Annotated in this window: 7 protein-coding genes; all 7 read right to left on the bottom strand. The window is 72.4% G+C overall.

Features of this window, described 5'->3' with window-relative positions:
* Positions 1 to 10: 10 nt before the first annotated feature.
* Positions 11 to 3,139, bottom strand: coding sequence for a family 78 glycoside hydrolase catalytic domain (locus tag AB0C78_RS09895; protein WP_360744488.1), 3,129 nt, complete (start codon positions 3,137 to 3,139; stop codon positions 11 to 13).
* An 11-nt stretch (positions 3,140 to 3,150) separates the two neighbouring features.
* On the bottom strand, positions 3,151 to 5,676 hold the full coding sequence (locus AB0C78_RS09900) for a beta-L-arabinofuranosidase domain-containing protein (RefSeq protein ID WP_360744491.1): 2,526 nt from the start codon (positions 5,674 to 5,676) through the stop codon (positions 3,151 to 3,153).
* Positions 5,673 to 7,706: a hypothetical protein gene (locus AB0C78_RS09905; RefSeq protein ID WP_360744494.1), complete on the bottom strand. Its 2,034-nt coding sequence runs from the start codon at positions 7,704 to 7,706 to the stop codon at positions 5,673 to 5,675. The genes AB0C78_RS09900 and AB0C78_RS09905 overlap by 4 nt, the downstream gene beginning before the upstream one ends.
* 99 nt (positions 7,707 to 7,805) lie before the next feature.
* Entirely contained in the window at positions 7,806 to 10,763 is a 2,958-nt protein-coding gene (locus AB0C78_RS09910) for a glycosyl hydrolase (RefSeq protein WP_360744497.1), read from the bottom strand.
* A gap of 31 nt (positions 10,764 to 10,794) precedes the next feature.
* Complete coding sequence (locus tag AB0C78_RS09915; protein ID WP_360744500.1) at positions 10,795 to 13,983, bottom strand: family 78 glycoside hydrolase catalytic domain; 3,189 nt, start codon at positions 13,981 to 13,983, stop codon at positions 10,795 to 10,797.
* Positions 13,980 to 17,177: a family 78 glycoside hydrolase catalytic domain gene (locus tag AB0C78_RS09920; RefSeq protein ID WP_360744502.1), complete on the bottom strand. Its 3,198-nt coding sequence runs from the start codon at positions 17,175 to 17,177 to the stop codon at positions 13,980 to 13,982. Before AB0C78_RS09920 ends, AB0C78_RS09915 begins: the two co-directional genes overlap by 4 nt.
* 11 nt (positions 17,178 to 17,188) lie before the next feature.
* Positions 17,189 to 19,906, bottom strand: a complete 2,718-nt coding sequence (locus tag AB0C78_RS09925; RefSeq protein ID WP_360744505.1) for a family 78 glycoside hydrolase catalytic domain — start codon at positions 19,904 to 19,906, stop codon at positions 17,189 to 17,191.
* Positions 19,907 to 19,926 lie beyond the last annotated feature (20 nt).

Consider the following 19,926-nt stretch of genomic DNA (forward strand, 5'->3'; position numbering starts at 1 on the left):
TTGGGGGTGGTCAGGCGAGGGTGCCGTGGAAGGTCCAGGTGCCGGAGCCGACCTTGGCGGGCTCGGCGGCGCCGGGGACGTGGACCTCGGCGGTGCCGCCGGGCGGGACCGTGACGGTGAGGGTGACCTTGCCGCCGTCGCGCGTCCAGGACGAGCGGACCTCGCCGTACGGGGTCCGCCGGGTCGCGGACGCGCTGGTCAGGTCGCCGACGACGGCCGGGTCGACGACCAGGTTCCGGTAGCCGGTGGAACCGTCGGCCTGGCGGATGCCGGCGAGCCGGGAGGTGAACCACGAGTCGATCGAGCCGAGCATGAAGTGGTCCTGCGACTGGCCGCTGCCGCCGTCCCAGGACTCGCCGAGCGCGGTGTTGCCGTGCACGACCTGGTAGCCGTAGCTGGGGCTGTCGGTCTGCGTGGCGATCCGGTAGACGACGTCGTCGGGCAGGACGCGGAACGCCGACGGCAGCGAGATCTCGCCGAGCTGCAGGTGGTAGCCGGCGTTCCGCACGCTGGACACCAGGTGGTCGAGGAGCCTCTGCCGGTCGGACGCGGGCACCGCGCCCATGTCGAGGGCGATGGCCTCGGCGCCCTGGCCGCCGCCCGCGAACGTGCCGGTGGAGGCGTCGTAGTACTTCGCGGCCAGGGACTTCGCGCTCTGGTCCGCCTTGGCCTTGTAGGCGGCGGCGTCGGCGGTCTGGCCGAGCACTCCGGCGATCTTCGCCAGGGTGTCGTTGACGCGCCAGTAGCCGTAGGTGCCCGACACCATCTTCGGGAACGTCCGGTCGGGCGTGAACCAGTCGCCGAGGCTGTAGTCCGTCAGCCCGTCGGTCGCGCGGGCCTCCAGGTACGCGGAGTACTTCTTCATCTGCGCGTAGTAGGTGCGCATCGTCTCGGTGTCGCCGTAGTTCCGGTACAGCTGCCACGGGACGACGACGAACGCGCCGCCCCAGTTGGGGTCGTCGCGGTAGGCGCCGGCGAGGACGGTGTAGTCCGGCACGGTGGACGGGATGAGGCCGGCGTCGGTCTGCGCGTCCGCCATGTCCTGGACGACCTTGCGCAGCAGCGCGTGCACGTCGTAGTTGGCGGCGAGGGCGTCGCCGACGAGGTGGTCCTGCTCCAGCCAGCCGAGCTTCTCGCGGCTCGGGCAGTCGGTGAGGATGCTCTGCATGTTGTTCTCGATGGCGCGGCGGACGAGGCCGTGGATCCCGTTGACGAGGTCGTTGGACGAGGTGAACGTGCCGGCGGACGCGGTGTCGTTGCGCAGCGCCTGCCCGCGGACGGTGATCGTCGCGCCGGCGGGCAGCCCGCGCACCTCCAGGTACCGGAACGAGTGGTAGGAGAACTGCGGGTGCCAGGTCTCGGCGCCGGAGGTGCGGGTCGTGTACTGGTCCCAGATCGGCGCGCCGACGTTGCTGATCGACTGGTTGGCGCGCCCGTCCTTGAGGCTCTCGGACGGGTAGACGCGCACGGCGGTACCGGCGGGCGCGGTCACGGTGATCTCGGGGCGTCCGGCGATGACGCGGCCGACGTCGAACACCTGGTAGCCGTCGCCGGAGCCGACCTGCTTGCCGGGCAGGGTCTCGACGACGCGGACGGGTTCGGCCTCGCGCCCGCTGAGCGCGCCGGGCGCGGACACGGGGACGGCGTCCTCCCAGCCGGAGCGGGACGCGCCGGGCCGGTCCCAGCCGGGGCGTTCGCGGCGGGCGTCGTGGTCCTCGCCGCCGTACCAGTTGGAGAAGGTGACGGGCCCGAGGACGGTCTTCCACGTCCCGTCGCTGGTGACCCGCACGACCTGGCCGTTCGCGAGGGTGACCTCCAGCTGCGCCATCAGCTTGGGGTCGCTGATCGTCCCGGAGAACTTGCGGTACCGGTCGGGCGTGGAGATGACGTTGGCGTTGCCGTTGCCGAGTTCGACTCCGAGCGTGTTGCCGCCGGGCCGCAGCATCTTCGTGACGTCGTAGGTGGCGTACTGGACGCGCTCGGCGTAGGCGGTGTTGGCGGGTTCGAGTTCGGCGTCGCCGATGCGGCGGCCGTTGAGCCGCGCCTCGTAGACGCCGAGGCCGGCGACGTAGAGGCGGGCGTCGCGGACGCCGCGCGGCAGCGCGAAGTCCTTGGCGAAGATCGGCAGCGCCTCGGGGATCGGCGACTCCGGCGGCTCCTGCCCGGTGACGGTCGCCTTGTTCTCGAACGCGCCGTCGGCGGCGTCGGACGTCCCGACGGTGAAGTCGACGGGCGCGTACGGCACCTTCCCGCCCTCGGCGGGCTGGTCGGTGCGCGGGAACAGCAGGACCTCGTCGAACGCCTTGGCGTCCTTGAGGTCGACGGTCAGCGTCAGCGGTTTGTCGGAGACGTCCGCCTTGGTGAAGGCGGAGCTGGACCAGCCGGCGAATTCCTGGTTCGTCGTCTCCGTCCCGTCGGTGAGGTAGCGGGTGCCCCACTTGCGGTTGACGTTGCCGCCGTTGTCGGACGCGGTGACGGTCCTCCCGGCGGCGAGGTTCGTGCCGGGGTCGGCGGAGTCGCGGACCTCCAGCTCGGCGAGCTGGAGCCGGTACGTCTCGTCCGGCACCTGCTCGACCATGGGCAGGCCGAGCTTGGTGACGTCGAGGCGGACGTACCGGGCGGTGGTCTTCGGCAGCTTCACCACGATCGGGTCGGGCTTCTTCGTGCTGGTCTGCCAGTCCTTCTGGCCGATCCAGCGGCCCTGCCAGTCGCTCTGGGCGGTGAGGCCCGTCTCGAACCAGGACGGCGACGACCAGCCGGACGCCTTCGGGCCCGTCCACACGCGGACGCGCCAGTACACGCGGGTGCGGCTGCCGAGCGCCTTGCCGGCGTAGTCGGCGCGCTGCGCGGCGGAGGCGATGCGGCCGGAGTCCCACAGGTCGGGACGACCCCGGTGCAGGGCCTTCTCGCTGGTGGCGGCCTGGATCTGGTACGCGGTCTGGGTCGTGTTCCGGCCGCCGTGAAGCTGCCAGGTGAGGGGCGGGGTGGTGTCGTCGATGCCGAGCGCCTGCGACAGGTCGTCGGCCCGCAGGCCGGTGACGTCCGCGCGGGCGTCGGCGTTCGCCGGCGGGGCGAGGAGGGTGAGCGGCAGGACGGCGGTCACCGCTGCGGCCGCGAGGCCGCGCATCGGATTGCGCAAGGGGGATTCTCCTAGGAACGGCCCTGCGCGTGCAGGGAGGCGATCTCGTCGGCCGTCAGGACGTGGTTGTAGAGGCGGAAGCCCGTGACCTGGCCGTCCATGGCCGGGTTGCGGGTGTCCTGCGAGCGGCCGAGGTAGTTGTGCGTGGTCGCGCCGAGCGCGAGGGGGCTCATGACGAGGGCGTCGTTGCGTCCGGCCGGAACGCCGTCGACGTACAGGACGGCCGATCCGCTCCCGGCGGTGACGGCGAGGTGGGTCCAGGCGCCGGCGGGGAGGGCGGACGGCGCGTCGGCGTAGTCCTCGCCGTCCATGCCGGTGATCTTCATGGTGAACCGGGCCTTGGCCGACCCGGTCCGGGCGATGACGGCGAAGTACGTCGTCTTGTTGAACCCGAGGTCGAACACCCGCGTGTTGTTCGCGACCGTGTCGAGGTTCAGCCAGACGGAGACGGTCAGCGTGTCGAGGCCGGAGAGGAGCCCCGCGGGCAGCGCGACGTGGCCGCCCGTCCCGTCGAGCGCGACCGCGCCGCCGTCATCGGCCCATGACGCGCCGGACACGAGCGACGCGTCCGGCCACCGGCCCGTCGCGTCGGCCAGGCTCCGGCCGGTGAGCGGGAAGTGCGCCAGCAGCGCGGGCTTGCGGCGCGGCGCGGGCGTCGCCCAGTACACGGTGTAGCGCTCGTGCTGGACTTCGGAGAACGGCTTCAGCTTCACGGTCGCGCCGTCCGCCGACGCGGTGTAGTTCAGCGGGGCGCTGCGGTCGGCCCGCAGGGAGCGCGGGTCGATCGCGGGGAACGCGTTGAGCGCCCGGTCGCCGTACTCCCCCGCCAGCACGACCGGGCCGACGCTGACGGCCTGGACGCACGGGTTGTCGGGCGCCTTCCGCCAGACGGGCGCCATCGGCATCGCGACGTCCACGACGTCGCCGCGCTTCCAGTGCCGCTCGATCGAGGCGTACGAGCCGGGGCGGGCCTTCACCGGGACGGCGGCGCCGTTCACCCGGATCCGGGCCCGGGCGCCGCGCGCGCCGAGCCAGCCCGGCACCCGGATCTTCAGCGTGAAATGGGACGAGCCGGACGTCACCGTCAGCCGCGTCCGGTCGGTGTGCGGGTATCCGGTCTCCTGCCGGATCCCGATCCCGCGTTCCCGCCACGTCACCTCGGACGGGATGAACAGGTTCACGAAAAGCTCGTCACGGGAACGGAAATAGATGCTGTCGGCGAATTTCGTCGCCGTCTCCATTCCCGTTCCGTGGTCGCACGAGAAATTGTCGTAGTCGGAGCTGTAGCTGCCGGGCGCCGCCTTCAGGCCGCCCTTGACCTCGCGCTGCGAGCCGGGCCACAGGCCGGTGTAGTAGGTGACGAAACCGTGCTCGGAGTCGGGGTCCTGCTCGCCGAGCATCTGGTTGAGCAGCGTCCACTCGTAGTGGTCCATGTAGGCGGACGCGGACGGGTCGTGCAGGAACAGCAGCCGCGAGAGCTTCAGCATGTTGTAGGAGTTGCAGTTCTCGCAGGTGTCGGAGCCGAGCCGGCTGGCGATCTCGCCGGGCGGGCCGAACAGCTCGTTGTTGCTGTTCCCGCCGATCACGTAGGAATGGTGGTGGACGACCGTGTCCCAGAAATAGGCGGCGATGTCGTGGTAGCGGGCCTCGCCCGTCGCCTCGTACTCGCGCACCGCGCCGACGATCTTCGGGATCTGGGTGTTGGCGTGCAGGCCGTCGAGGGCGTCGGTGCGCGCGGCGAGCGGCCCGAAGACCGCCTCGTGGTCGAAGCGGCGGGCCGTCGCCAGGTGCTCGGGGTCGCCGGTGACCTGGTACAGCTCGGCGAGCACGTCGTTCATGCCGCCGAACTCGACGCCGAGCACCTTCTGCATCTGGTCGGTGGTCAGCCTGCCGGTGCGGGTCCCGGCCCACGCGGCCATCCCCTTGAGCACGGTCAGCGCCTGCGCGTTGCCGCTCAGCCGGTACTGGTCGAGCAGCCCGGCCATGATCTTGTGGAGGGTGTAGTACGGCGCCCAGGGATGGCCGCCCGCCTCCATCTGGTCGAAGACGGCCTCCTCGAACGCCGACAGGTACCCGGCGCCGAACCCGGCCGACGGCGACGCCGCCTGGCATTTCGCCAGCTCACCGACGATGTACCGGCCCTTGGCCGCGTACGCGTCGTCGCCGGTGTTCGCGTGCGCCTGGGCGAGCGCCGACAGCAGGTGCCCGGTGGAGTGGCCGCGCAGCTGGACGTCCGGCGCCTCCCAGCCGCCGCACGGCTGCGCCGACGACGGCAGCCCCACGTTCAGCCGGAAGGTGTGCAGGAGCCGGTCGGCGTCGACGAACTTCAGGTAGTTGCAGGTCCGCGTCATGTTCGCGCGGAACGGGCCGTCCAGCAGCGTGACGTCCGGCAGCGGGAACGGCGCGAGCACCGGCTTCGGCGAGACGCGGACGGTGCCCGCGCGGGCGGGCGGTGCGGGCAGGGCGGGGAGGGCGAGCGCCGCCGAAGCGGCGCCCGCCGTGCCGAGGAACGCCCTGCGGTCCAGGGCGCCGGTCATGCCCGCTCGCTCCGGATGGTGTGGTTGCCGTGCAGGCCGTCGACGTAGACGTACTCGCCGTCGGTACGGACGCCCTTCATCAGCGCCCGGGTGCCGTCCCACACGAGGTGCCCGTCGACCCGGACCTTGATCCGCTCGCCGAACGTCGGCACGCCGGCGCGTCCCGTCGCGGCGCGCGGCGCCTTCAGCTTCGCGGTGTAGGTGCCCTTGGCGACCTTCCAGGAGCCGTCGACGGCGCCGAGCGTCGTGGTGATGCGGCCCTGGGCGAAGGTGAGGTCGGCGGTGTGCGGGACGAAGTCGAACGACCGTCCGCCCGTCCCGGTCGGGTTCAGGCCGAGGACGCCGAACGTCAGCGCCGTGACGGGCCCGGTCGCCCAGGCGTGCGCGAGGCTGGTGTAGGAGCTGCAGAAGACGCAGCCGTCGCCGGGGTTGCGGTACGACTCCCAGAACGTGCTGCCGGTCCCCTGCGGGTTGCTCAGCATGTAGCCCCACTCGCGCCGGATGATGTCGACGCCGGCCTGGTCGGCGGCCTGCCCGCCGGCGGCGAAGTGCGCGTTGACCTCCATCGACCCGGAGAAGACGCCCGGGTTGCCCTTGTTCTCGGGCGCGGTGGACGCGACCTCGTTCCAGTTGCCCTTCAGCTCGGCGCTGATCCGCCGGGCCTGCTCCTGGTCGGCGAGGCCGTACCAGACGGCGAGCGAGTTGCCGTCCTGCGGGTGGATGGCGTTGTTGGGGTAGAACTTGTACGCGCCGGCCGCGTCGTCCCAGAAGTTGGCGTTGATCGCGGTGCGCAGCGCGGCGGCGCGCTGGGCGTAGGACGCCGCAAGATCGGCGTCGCCCTGGGTGCGGGCGAGCTGCGAGCCGGTGTCGAGGACGCGCCACAGCAGCACGTTCGCGATGAGGTTCTCGCCCTTGGCGAGGATCCGGACGGAGTCGGACGTGCCGGTGATCGACAGCAGGCCGTTCGCGTCGACCTTCGCGGAGCTGTAGTCGACGGCCTTCTTGTACTGGTCCCAGATCCCGGAGACCCAGCGCGCGTCACCGGTGTACTTGTAGTAGTCCCAGCTCGCGGCGAGGGTCCACAGGTGGTAGGTGTCGGAGCCGTACTTGTTCAGCTCCGGCCCGGCGTAGGGCAGCTCGCCGGTGTCGCGCTGGTGCTGGTAGATCACGTCGAGCGAGTTGCGGGCGGACGCGGTGTCGTCGAACGCCGCATAGGCGGACGGGATCTCGACGCCGAGGTCGCCGGGCCAGACCGTCCGGTCCCGCTTGGCGCCGTCCACGAGGATGGACGCGCCGGAGCCGATGGTGCCGGTGTTGTCCCACAGCGCCGCCGGCGCCTCCCACACGCGGCCGGTCTTCGGCGAGATCGTGTTCAGCTGGACGGTGTAGGCGCCCGCGTACCAGATCCGGTTCAGCAGGTCGTCGCTGGAGTAGAAGTAGTTCGCGTACTTGGACGGGTCCTTCACCTGCGGCGCGGGCGTGTAGTGCAGCGACACCCCGTCGAGGTCGACGCTCCCGCCGGACTGCATGAAGATCGTCAGGTAGCGGAAGCCGCCGCGCAGGTACTTCTCCGGCGTGGTGTAGGTGGTGCGGCCGTCCACGTCGGCGGTGAGGGCGCCGTCGCGGCTGCGCGGGCCGCCGGTGGAGGCGTCGCTGTCGGTGGCGACGTAGGCGGACGACTCGTTGAACGCGAGCCCGACCTGCTGCGCGCCGTCCGATCCGGCGAAGTGCAGGGTGGTGAGGCCGCCGACCTCCTTGCCGAAGTCGAGCGTGACGTACGACCCGGCGCCACTGAGGGTGGTCTTCTGCCCCTTAAGGACAGCGGACGGGTTCGTCACGTCGCCGCTGGTGTTGTAGACGGCGACGGGGCGGACCGTCCGCGACGACGGCGACAGCACGTACCGCTTCCACGGCGCCGCATCGTGCCCGTGGGCCGGGGCGGCAGCGGCGGGGACGGCCTGGGCGGCGAGGAGGGCGGACATTCCCAAGGTGAGAGCGGCGATGCGCCGCCTGGATACGCTGTTGTGCATGGATTCCTCGGATTCCGATCCGTGTCGGGACGGGGTCGACGGGGGTTCATGTGCGGGAGGGCGGGCCAACGCCCTCCCGCACGCGTTCTCGGGGCGGGCTCAGCGGGTGCGGATCACCGCCTCGCCGTACGGGACTAGCCGGACCGGCCCGATCAGCCCGTACGCCTGCCGCGACGCGCCGCCGTACACGCCGGGGTCGGACACCCGCAGCCGGTTGTTCAGCGTCGTGGCGACCTCGACCTCGATGGTGTTGGTGCCGCGCCGCAGGTAGGGGCCGATGTCCACGGCCGGATACAGCACGCTGACCGGCGGGACGCGGCGCCCGTTCACCGACACCCGGCAGGTGTCGAAGACCTCGCCGAGATCCAGGACGGCGCCGGCGCCGCCGTCCCACGTCACCGTCGTGGTGTAGGTGCCGATGCCGGAGACGTCCGCGAGCTCGGGGATGTCGGGCCAGGCCTTGAGGGCGTCGAGCGCCAGGTCGTGGCTCTTCGTGCCGTCCGGGGTCATGTCCTCGACGCGCAGCCGCCAGCTCGTGAGGGTCTGCGCGGCGGGAACGGCGCCGATCGCGGTCGTGACCGTGCGGCCGTCCGCGAGGGTGGTCGCGTAGGTACCTGCGGCGGTCGCCCGGGCGACGAGCCGCTGCCCGTCCACCCGGACCTCGGCCTGTGAGGCGGTCGCGGACGGGTGGTGCCCGCCGCGCGCCAGGATGATCACGGTCGCCTCGGACGGCTGGAGCGCGATCCGGACCGTGACGGTGTCGCCGTCGGCCTTGTAGACCGCGACCGGCTCGGTCTCGCCCGTCCACAGGTCCAGCCGGTACGGGACGGCCTTGCGGTCGGCGCGGGTGAACGACACCTCGTGGTCGATCGCGGCGACCGGCGGCTTCACCGTCTCGGCGTGCTTGCCGTTGCACAGGTAGAAGTAGTCGACGCGGCCGTCCCGCCGGTGGGCGTTGAGCAGCGTGGAGCTCTGCGCGTAGCTCACCTCGGGCCGCAGGCCGAGGGCGTCGAGCGCGCCCTGCACGTCGGTCTCCGCCGCGACGTTCTTCACGCGTGGTAGCGCGAACATCTCCTTGATGACGGCACGGAGCGCGTCGTTCTCCCCGTCCTTCGGGATGCCCGGGACGGTCGCGGCCGACCAGTCGCCGAGGAAGACCAAGGGCAGGCCCGCCTTCGCGAACCTGAGCATCGTGCGGGCGGTGTCGAGCGGCAGCGTGCACGCGTTGCCGTTGAAACGGTCGCCCTCGACGAACAGCACCTGGTAGGCGGGGCCGTCGGGGGCGAGCCGCCCGTCGCGGACCTTCGCCGACGGCAGGTCCAGCAGCGGCGCGCTGACCATCTGGTGCGTCCAGCCGAGCGGGACGCCGTACTTGGTGAACCAGCCGGCGCCGATGCCGGTCTTGGTGTACCCCTTCTGCCGGAACACCGCGACGTCGATGCGGCTCTTGCCGGCGCGCATCGTCTGGTGGACGCGCCCGAGGTACGCGGCGATGTCGGGGGCGTGCCGCCACGTCGGCTGGCGCGGCCCCCACGACTCGGCGAACCCGATGCCGCCGTTGTACGGGGTGAACGCCGCGAACCCGGGCCACGCCGCGCCGGGCGCGGTCGCATAGGAGAACCCGTGGAAGACCGTCTGGTTGAGGCCGGCCGCATAGGCGCCGCCCATGGTGCGGAGCAGCTTGTCCCACGTGGTGTTGTACGCGCCGCCCTGGTACGCCCCCGCCTCGCAGGACAGCAGTTCCCGCCCCGCCATGTCGCGGCCTCCGGCGAGCGCGCGGTAGTCGTCCAGGTTCTTGAACCCGAGCGACTCGCCCTCCGGGACGTCCAGGATCGCCGCGGACCGGATCGCGTCCGTCGACAGCCCGTACGGCTGGGCGCGCAGCTCCAGCCCGACCGAGTGCGCCCACGTCCGCAGCGCCTCGAAGTGGTACTCGTTCAGCAGGTCGGAGACCGTCAGCCAGAAGTCGTGCCGCGCCTGCGCGGTGCGGTCCGCCTCGTAGCTGTGGACGGTGTTCTCCTTGTTCAGGACGATCACCGGCAGGTACGGCGCCAGGTCGTAGCCGCGCCGCCGCTTGAACTCGGCGGGCAGGTCCGGGGTCCAGTTGAGGGCGGGCGTCTCCAGCTCGATCGAGTCCTCGAACAGCGTCCCGCCGGCCTTCTTGATCAGCTTGCGGACGCGCGGGGTCAGCAGCCGCGCCTCCCAGAACGCGGTGACCGCGCGGGTGCCCGCCTTGCTGAAGTGGTCGACGACCCAGGAGTCGGGGCTGCTGTGCGGGCCGCCCTCCGGCTGCTGCCCGCTGCCGCGCCGCCAGTAGGACAGCAGCAGCCAGTCGCCGCCGGCCGGGGCCGTCCAGGTGATCCGGCCGTCCTTCGCCTGGGCGGTGAGGTCGGTGAAGGAGCCGAAGTCGAGCCCGGTCTCCTTGCGGGTCGCGTTCGCCGTGTCGATCTTCACGGCGTGCACGGCGACGAGGGTCCGCTTCGTCACGCCCTTCGCCGCAGCCGCGACGGGCTCGGGCACCGGGCCGTCGTGCGTGGCGCCGCCCGCGACCGCCACGGTCCCGTAGGCCAGCTCCTGGACGGCGGCGTCGTCGTCCGGCGTGATCGTCGGGACGGCGGCGGGCCAGGACGGGCCGATCGTCAGGTCCACGGTCAGGCCGCGCCGGTCCGCCTGGTCGAGGGCGGCCTCGACGCCGGCGACCCACGCCGCCGTCCCCCAGCCGTGCCCCGCCGGGTCCAGCACGGACGCGTCCTTGATGCTGTGGTGCACGGCGGCGATCTCGCCGCCGCCGAACCCGGCGTCGGCCATCTGGTCGATCTCGCGGCGGATCTCGGCGGGGTCGACCAGCCCGTCCGGCCACCACCAGCGGAACCTCGGCCGCACGGCCGCGCCGGGCCGGGCGAACCCGGCCGCGCCGGGCGCGGCCGGGGCGGCGGCGACCGCCTCTCCCCCGAGCACCGGGGCCGCGGCCGCCACGACGGCGGCGGCGGTGCCGATCTGCAGCACGCGCCGGCGGGTCAGCCCGCGCGGTCCCTGCTCGCTACGGTCGTCGTTCACGTTCGTCTTCCTCCTGGTCCGATCGCGCGGGTCAGGTGCGCGCGATCACGGTGGTGCGGCCGGAGCCGACCGGGCCGATGGCGAGCAGCGGTCCGGTCGCGTCCCGGCTCATGGCGCGGGGGGCGCGGGCGTTGGGCCCGGTGACGCGGACGTCCCGGGGGTCGGTGCCGCCGAGTTCCACGACGATCCGGGCGGCGGTGTTCGGCGGCACGTCGACGTCGAGGCGGTAGCCCTTCGCGCGGTCGAGCGCGACGGCGACGGGGCCGCGGATCGTCGGCACGGTGCCGGAGACGCGGGTGAGGGCGCCGGGCCGGGGCCGCACCTCGATCTCCGCGGCGCCCGGCGCGGTGATCTCGACGCCGAGCAGGCGGCGGGGGATCACGTTCGCGGGCGCCGAGCCCCAGGCGTGCGAGAACGTCATGTTGCTCTTGAGCGACGGGTCCCACGCCTCGCCGACGATGGTCGCGCCGAGGTCGTCCATGAGGTGCAGCCAGGAGTTCGTCCCGGTGGCGGTCATCAGCCCGATCGCGTCCGCCGCCCGGCCCGTCGCGAACAGCGCGTCCAGCAGGAACTGGGCGCCGTAGACGCTGACCTTCATGCCGCCGGCGGCGAGCGTCTCGCCGAGCGCCTTCACCAGCGGGTCCGGGACGGTGCCGGGACCGGCTACGCCGAGCGCGACCGGGAACGCGGTGGCGTGCTGCGCGCTGTGGATCGTGCCGGCGCCGTCCACGAACCGGCCGTTCGCGGCGTCCAGCAGCGTCGTGCGCATCGCGTTCGCGAGCGCGTCGGCCTTCGCCCGCCAGGTCTTGGCGTCGGTGGTCTTGCCGAGGACGGCCGCGATGTCGGCCATCGCGATGAACGCGGCGTACTGGCAGGCGTTCACCACGGTGTTGACCTCGGTGAACACGTAGCCGTCGCGGTTGGACACCGGCCAGTCGACCAGGTCCCCGAGGTCCTGGCTCGACTCGCCCGGGTTCTTGTGGACCAGGCCGTCGCCGCCGATGTAGGACGTCAGGTGCTTGGCCGCGAGGAGGTCGTAGTCGGCGGCGAGCTGCTCGGGGTCGCCGGTGTGCAGGTAGTCCGCCCATGCCGACATCACGTTCATCAGCCGGTACTCGGTCGGCCAGGTGTGGTTGCGGGCCAGGTAGGCGTCGGACGCGCGGGCCAGCGCGAACGACCGCTGCACCGCGTACTCCGACGCCTGGTTGATCAGCGCGTCGCCCTCGTAGGGGCCGCGCTCCCGGGTCGGGGTGTCGATGTAGAGGTCGCCGCGCGTCGCCTCGATCGAGTACCGGCACATCTCGTACACGCGGTCGAGGTCGTGGTTGGAGCTGGAGAACGAGGCGTCGGAGCCGCGCCAGTCGAGCCGCCAGGCCCGGCCGGTGACGGCGTCCGACAGGTCGAGGTCGTCGTCGCAGATCAGCTGCGCGTAGCGGAAGCCGCGGTAGCCCCAGTGCTCGGCGGACTGCAGGCCGTCGCGCAGCGTCCAGACCTCCTTGTAGGTGACGCCGGCACGCAGCGCGTACTTCACGGTCCCGTCGGCGTTCAGCTCCTCGCCGAGCCGGACCTCGATCGTCTGCCCGGCCTTGCCGCGCAGCGACAGCCGCAGCCCGCCCGCGATCTCCTTGCCGAGGTCGACGAGCCAGGTGCCGGACGACACCTTCCGCACCGACGCGGGCCGGACGTCGTGCAGCCGGACCGGTTCGACCAGCGCCGGCACCAGCCCGTCGATCGCGGGCTTGACCTGCGCGGCGTCCCAGCCGGAGTCGTCGAAGCCGGGGCTCGTCCAGCCGGCCGGCTCGTTGCGCAGGTCCCAGTACTCCTGCGGGCCGACGTAGTAGGACGTGCCGATCGTGCCGGCGTCGCGCAGCATCCCGGCCTGGCGGCGCGCCCTCCACGCCTTGCCGCTGGCGAACGTCGCGGTCGTCCCGTCGGCGTAGGTGACCGCGAGCTGCGCGACGAACCGCTTGTCCTCGGTGGTGAACGCGAGGGCGGCCAGCGCGTTGCGGCGTCCCGGTTCCACCAGGCCGGTGACGTCGAACGAGTGGTAGCGCGGCGCGCCCGCCCCGGCCCGCTGGGACGCGAACCCGGCGACCTCGCCGTTCACCCAGATCTTCGCCGGGTACTGCCGGATCGGCGTGGGCGACTGCGCGGCGACGTGCAGGACGGCGGCGGCGATCGGCTTGCGCGCCGGGGTGAACTCGGTGCGCAGCAGCGCCCAGTTGTCGTCCGCCGCGCCCGCCGACGACAGCGTCGACTGCCCCTTGCCGAGCGTCAGGACGCCGCCGGCGACGGTCCCGGCGGTGAACGTGCCGAGGCCGTCGGTGAAGTCCTCGCTGATGAGGGCCTTGCCGTCGGGCGCGGTGAAGGTGACCGAGTCCCACTGGTTCGCCTCGGTCGACCCATTGCGCATCCCGATGGTGCCGGTGGCGTACGTGCCGTCGGTCGTGGTGTCGACGGCCGTGCCGTCGATCGAGGTCGTGAACGTCGAGCCCTTCATCTCGACGGCGACCTCGTACCAGCGGCCCGTCTCGATCGGGACGCCGAGCGCCTTCTCCTCCAGCACCCGGTACGTCCCGTTCACGCACACGTGCTTCTTCAGCACGCCCGGCGACCCGGCGCGCAGTTGCCACAGGTAGTTCGCGCTCGCCGATGACGCGCGGAACCACAGGCCTGCCGCCACGGACGTGATCTGCACCCGCGCCTTGAGCACGCCGTCGCCGGGCGCCGTCGCGGCCGGGACCCAGATCGGCTGGGCGTCCCAGCCGGCCAGGCCGGTCGCGACCAGGGACGGCTCCGACCAGCGGGAGGCCTTGGGCCCGTCGAACGTCCGGACCCGCCACCAGTACGCCGTCCCGGCCGCCAGCGCAGGCCCGCCGTACGGGACGGCGACCGACGCGGCCGACGCGACGCGCCCGCTGTCCCAGTGCCGCGGCCCCCTGGCCAGCCGCGACGGGGTCGTGGCGAACTGCACCTGGTAGTGCGTCTGCTTCGTCCCGGGACCGAGGTCGGCGACCTGCCAGCTCAGCCGCGGCTTCGCCGCCGTGACGCCGAGACCGTCCGGGAGCAGCGACGTCAGCAGCCCGGACGGCGTGCGCGCCGCGACGCCCTTCCCGGCGGGTGCGGCGGCCGCCGTCCCGGTGTGCCCGAGCACGATCGCGCCCGTCGCGCCGATCGCGGACGCGCCGAGGAACCGCCGCCTGCTCAGCCCATCGCTCATTTAGAAGCTCCTTCAAAGGTCCAGTCGCCGGAGCCCACCTGGAAGACGGCCCGATCGTTCTCGATGCCGACCCACTTCGCGTCCTCGGGCGCGTCCGGCCGGGTCTTGCCGCCGAACAGCGGGAACTCGACGCGCGCCGTCGTGTTCGGCGGGACGGTGGCGTCGAGGCGCAGCGTCTTGCCGGTGCGGCGCCACGACACGGCGGCCCGGCCGCGCGGCGTCTCGTAGGTCGCGGCGGCGCGGGTGATGTCGCCGACCACGGCCGGGCGGACGAGCAGCGACGCGTACCCGATCGAGTCATCGGTCTGCGAGAGCCCGGCGAGCCCGGCGTGGAACCACTCGTCGATCGCGCCGAGCATGAAGTGGTTCTGCGAGTTCCCGGATGTGGGGCCGTCCCAGTTCTCCGTCAGCGACGTCGCGCCGTGCACCACCTGGTAGCCGTAGCTGGGGTTGCCGGTCTGGGTGGCGACGGCGTGGATGACGTCGTCGCGCCCGGCGGCCGACAGCACCCGGAACACCGACGGCAGCGCGATCTCCCCGACGGTGAGGTGGTAGCCCTTCGCGGTGATGCTCTGCACGAGGTGCGCGAGCACCTTGTCCTTGGACGCGGCGGGGACGATCCCCATGTCGAGGGCGAGCGCGTCGCACGCCTGGCTGCCGGAGCCGTAGGTGTCGCCCGTCGCGTACTTGCCGTTGAACGCGTCGCCGATGTCCCCGGCCAGCTTGGTGTACTTGGCGGCGTCGTCGTCCTTGCCGATGACCTTCGCGATGGACGCCAGCGCCGTGACCGCCCGGTGGTAGCCGAACGTTGCCGTGACGCCGAGCGGGGTGCTGTTGTCGAAGGTGATCCAGTCGCCGAGGCCGTAGTCGAGCAGGTTCCCCTTCGCCTTGGACGACAGGTAGTCCACGTACCGCACCATGTTCGGGTAGTAGGTGCGGAGCGTGGCCTCGTCCCCGTACGCCCGGTACATCTGCCAGGGTGCGAACACGATGACGTTGCCCCAGTTCGGGTCGTCGCGGAACCCGCCGGAGAACACGGTGTACTCGGGCGCGATGTCCGGGACGAGCCCGTCGGACGTCTGCGCCTCGGCGATGTCGCGGACGATCTCGCCGTAGTAGGCGGTCACGTCGTAGTTGCGGGCGACGGCCGGGAAGACCAGGTTCGCCTGCTCCAGCCAGCCGAGCTTCTCGCGGTGCGGGCAGTCGGTGAGGACCGAGTACATGTTGCTCTGCACGGCCCGGTCGATGATCCGGTGGATGTCGTTGAGCAGGCCGTGCGAGCTGGTGAACGACCCGGCGGTGTCGTTGGCGGCGCGCAGCGCGATGCCGGTGACGGTGCCGTCGTCCGGCGCGGACGGCAGGCCTTCGAGCTGCACGTACCGGAAGCCGTGGTAGCAGAACCGGGGATGCCAGGTCTCGGTGCCGTTCCCGGACAGGGTGTAGGTGTCCCAGATCGGGGAGCCGGTCGTGTTCTGGCTGACGGTGCCGTCGGCGTTGAGCAGCTCGCCGGGGCGCATCGTCACCTTCGTCCCGGCCGGGCCGCTGACCCGCAGTTGCGCCCAGCCGGCGAAGTTCGTGCCGAGGTCGACGACGTACACGCCGTCCTTCGGCTGCGTGATCTTCTGGGTGCGGAAGGTGCCGGCGCGCTCGATGGGCGGGGCCATCCGGGCGGTGAGCTTCGCGGTCGGCGCGTCGCGGCGGACGGCGGCCGTCCAGCCGGACGGGGCGCGGCGGGCGTCGACGTCCTCGCCGCCGTACCAGCTGCTGAACGTGGTGGCGCCGAGCGCCGTCTTCCACGACGTGTCCGACGCGACGACCTCGCGCGACCCGTCGGTGTAGGTGATCTCGAGCTGGCCGAGGAACGCGGGGCGTCCGTCCGAGCGGGTGAGCTTCTGGTAGCGGCCCGGCGTGGCCGGGACGTTCGCCATGCCGTTGCCGACCTCGGCCTGGATCGTGTTCCCGCCCCGGTGCAGCAGCCTCGTCACGTCGTAGGTCGAGTAGACGATGCGCTGCTTGTACGCGGTGTAGGGCGGTTCGAGGACGGCGTCGCTCACCGGACGCCCGTTCACGGTGACGTCGAGGACGCCGAGCGCCGTCGCGTACAGCCGTGCCGACCGGACGCGCTTGCCGAGGTCGAACTCCTTCTTGAACAGCGGGAGCGCCTCGGGCTGGGCGTGCAGCGGCGGCGGGGCCTGCTGGCCCTTGACCGTGGCGGCGGTGTCGAACGTCTTGCCGTCGGAGGAGGTCTGGACGGTGAAGTCCTCGGGAAAGTTGGCCGTCTTCCCGTCGTCGGTCATCACGTCGGTGCGCGGGTAGAGCAGCACCCGGTCGAACCGGCGCTCCTCGCCGAGGTCGATCTGCACCCAGATCGGGGTGGCGAGGTCCTGGTTCTCGTACTGCATGCTGGTGTAGCCGAACGGCGCGGCGTCGCTGGTCAGCGAGCCGTCGGTGATCGCCTTCGGTTCCCACTGGCCCGCGACGGTGTAGCTCTCCGACGCCGTCACCGGCGCGTGCAGCGCCACGTCCGCGCCGGACGCGCCGTCCTGCACCTGGACCTCGGCGAGCTGCAGCCGGGACACCTTGTACGGCCAGCCCTCCTTGATCGGGAGGCCGAGCCGGGTCACGTTCAGCCGCACGTACCGGGCGGTGCGCGCGGTGAACGCGACCGTCGCCGGGGTGGGCTTCGGGTCCGACCACGCCGGGTTCCCGATCCATTGCGCCGTCCAGTCGGACGCGGCGAGCAGGCCGGTCTCGAAGTGCGCGGGCTCGCTCCACGCGGAGGCGCGCCCCCGCTCGTCCCACACACGGACCTGCCACGACACGCGCTGCCGCGAGCCGAGGCCGCGTCCGGCGTAGGCGGCCGAGACCGCGCTTCCGGCGACCTTGCCGGAGTCCCACAGGTCGGGGCGGTGCAGGCGGGCGTCGTCGCTCGCCGCGCGGACCTGGTACGCGGTCTGCGCCGCGCCGCGCGGCCCGGCGGCGAACCGCCAGCTCAGCGTCGGGTTCGTCGCGTCGATCCCCAGCGGGGACCGCAGGTGCACGGCCTGCAGGCCGGTGGGCGTCAGCGTCCTGGCCCGGGCGGGCGCCGCCGGCGCGGCGCTCGCCGCGGACGGCAGCACGCCGGTGGCGGTCACGGCCGCGGCCGCGACGCCGCCCGCCTGCACGAATCGTCTCCTGCTCAGCTCATTCGTCATCGAAAGGCCCTTCAGGCGTGCGTGGAGTGGAAGATGAGGCGGCCGGACCCGGCCTGGAAGACCGCGTAGCCGCCCTGCATGCCGACGAAGCGGGCGCCGCCCGGCCCGGACACGCGGACGTCGCTCGCCGACCGCGCCGGGACGCGGATCTCGGCCGTGACGTTGACCGGGACGTTCACCGAGAGCGAGACGCCGTTCCCCTGCCGCTTCCACTGGACGCCGACGTCACCGCGCTGGAGCGGGATCGTGCCCGTCGCGCCGCTCAGGCCGGAAAGCGGCGGCTGGATCCGCACCGACGCGGACGCCGGGGCGGTCACGGTGACGCCGAGCAGCGACCGCTGCACGTCGACCAGGGACGTCGAGCCCCACGGGTGCGAGAAGCTCTGCCCGGTCTCCGGCGCGTCCCACGACTCCCAGGTGAACGTGCCGCCGCGCGCGAGGATGTTGCCCCAACCGGGTCCCTTGGTGTCGGTCAGGCGGGTGACGACGTCGCCCGTGCGGCCGGTGTCGTCGAGGGCCTGGAGCAGCCGGTGCGCGGTCATCGGCCCCATCTGCATGCCGAGCTCGGCGATGTAGGAGCCGATCGCCTCGCGGGACTCGGCGGGCGCGACCCCGTACGCGACCGCGTAGGCGTTGGCGATCTGCGAGGCATGCGTGCTCTGCGTGCCGTCGCTCTTCAGGCCGTCGATGTAGATGCCGTCGGCGCGGCGGAGCTTGGCGTTGATCGTGCCGGTGAGAGTGCCGGCCTCCTTGCGCAGCGCGGCGGCCTCGTCGGACTTGCCGAGCGCGTCGGCGGCGCGGGCGGTGGCGTTCAGGACGTCGACGCCGAGCACGTTGATGACCGTGCGGGCGGCGGTGTCCATGTCGTGGCCGTAGCGCATCGTCGCGGGCCAGTCGATGATGCCGTACTTGTACTGGCCGGAGCCGCCTTCGAGGTTGGTGACCAGGCCCGTCCCCGAGTCGATGTAGCGGCGGACGTAACCGGCGACCGCGTTCATCACCGGGTACGCCTGCGCGAGCGTGGTCGCGTCGCCGGACTGCTCGTAGTAGTCCCACACCCAGCCCGGGAACATCTCGGTGTAGTCCGGGATGTCGCGCTTGCCGTCGCCGTTCGGGTAGACGGAGTTGAGCCGCCCGTCCGGCCAGTACCGGGCCTGCGAGGCGATGAACTCGCGGATCGCCTGCCGGGTGAGGCGCCGCTCCCCGAACGCGCCCATCGCGGCGGTCGAGGTGTCGACGGCGTCGCCGAGGAACTGGCCCTTCTCGCGGGTCGGGGTGTCGAGGAACTGCGACTGCGACCCGTACAGCGCCGACCGCGCCATCATGTCGTAGGCCGCGTTCACCCCCTGGTCGGACGTCCGGACGGTCGCGGTGCGGTCGACGGAGTTGTGCTGCACGACGGCGGAGATGTCGTCCGGGTCCACTCCCGAGTCGGGGCCGATCTCGAAGTAGCGGAAGCCCTCGTAGGTGAAGGCGCGGAAGGTCTGGTCGCCGTCGCGCTGGGTGTAGCCGTAGGTGAGGTCGGTGTCCTGGTTGTCGTCCTTGGAGCGCGACACCGTGCCGTCGTCGGCGAGCAGGTACCCGGCGTGCATGTCGACGTGCCGACCGGCGGTCCCGTCGCGGAACCGGACGACCGGCACCGCCGGGATCACCTTGCCGAAGTCGGCTACGAGCGCGCCCGACGCCAGCTTCGTCACCTTCACCGGGTGGACGGTCTGGTACGCCAGCGACGTCTCCTGCCCGTGGACGTGCTTGAACGTCGCGGTCGGGTGCGCGCCGGCGACCTGCGGCGCCGCCCAGGACGACGCGTCGAAGCCGGGCTTGTCCCAGCCGAGCGGCTCGGCGCTGCCGTCGATGTCCTCGACCCAGTCGCCGCCGTCGCCGTTGCGGCGCGGCGCCGTCTTCCAGGGGCCGCGCGCCACCTTCCAGGTGCCGTCGCTGACGACGACCTGCCGGGTGCCGTCGGCGTGGTCGATGACGAGCCGGACCAGCAGCCCCGGCTCGCCCTTCGGCCGCCCCTGCCCGGACCCGTACCAGTGGTAGACCGCGCCGAGCGTCGCGTCGGCGCCCGCCTTGAGCTGCGAGGTGATGTCGACGGTCTTGTAGAACAGGTCGTCGGCGTACTCGAACGCCGGTCCCCGGTCGACGGTCGCGCCGTTGAGGCGCAGGTCGTACTGCTGGTCGGCGGAGATGTGGACGCGGGCCCGCACGACCGGCGACGTCCCGACGGTGAAGTCCTTGCGGGCCAGCGTGTAGTCGTCGGACTCGGCGGTGGTGCGGCGGATCCAGGACGCGCCCCACTGGCCGTCGCTCAGCCCGGTGTCGAACGACGCGGGCCGCGACCACGGCGACGCCTTCCCGGTGCGGTCCCAGGTGCGGACCTTCCAGGTGTAGGTAGTCTCGGACGCCAGCGCCGGCCCGCCGTACGGGACGTACTCCTGGCTCGCCGACGCCACCCGGCCGCTGTCCCACACGGTCTTGCCGGACGCGTCGCGCACGGCGATCTGGTAGGCGGACTGGACCTCGCCGGGGTCGACGTCGCGGGGCCGCCACCCGAACTGCGGCGCGCCCTCCACGCTGAGCGGCCGGGCCTGGTCGCCGACGGTGAGGCCGGCCGGGGACTGCGGGGCGTGGCCGGCCTTCAACGCGGCCTGCGCTGTGCCGGGCAGCGCCACGACGGCGGCGGACACTCCGGCGGCGGCGACGAGCAGAACCTTGGAACGGATCATGAGGAAGAACCTCCAGTGGG

The organism is Actinomadura sp. NPDC048394, assembly GCF_040651755.1.
GTDB lineage: Bacteria > Actinomycetota > Actinomycetes > Streptosporangiales > Streptosporangiaceae > Spirillospora > Spirillospora montaniterrae.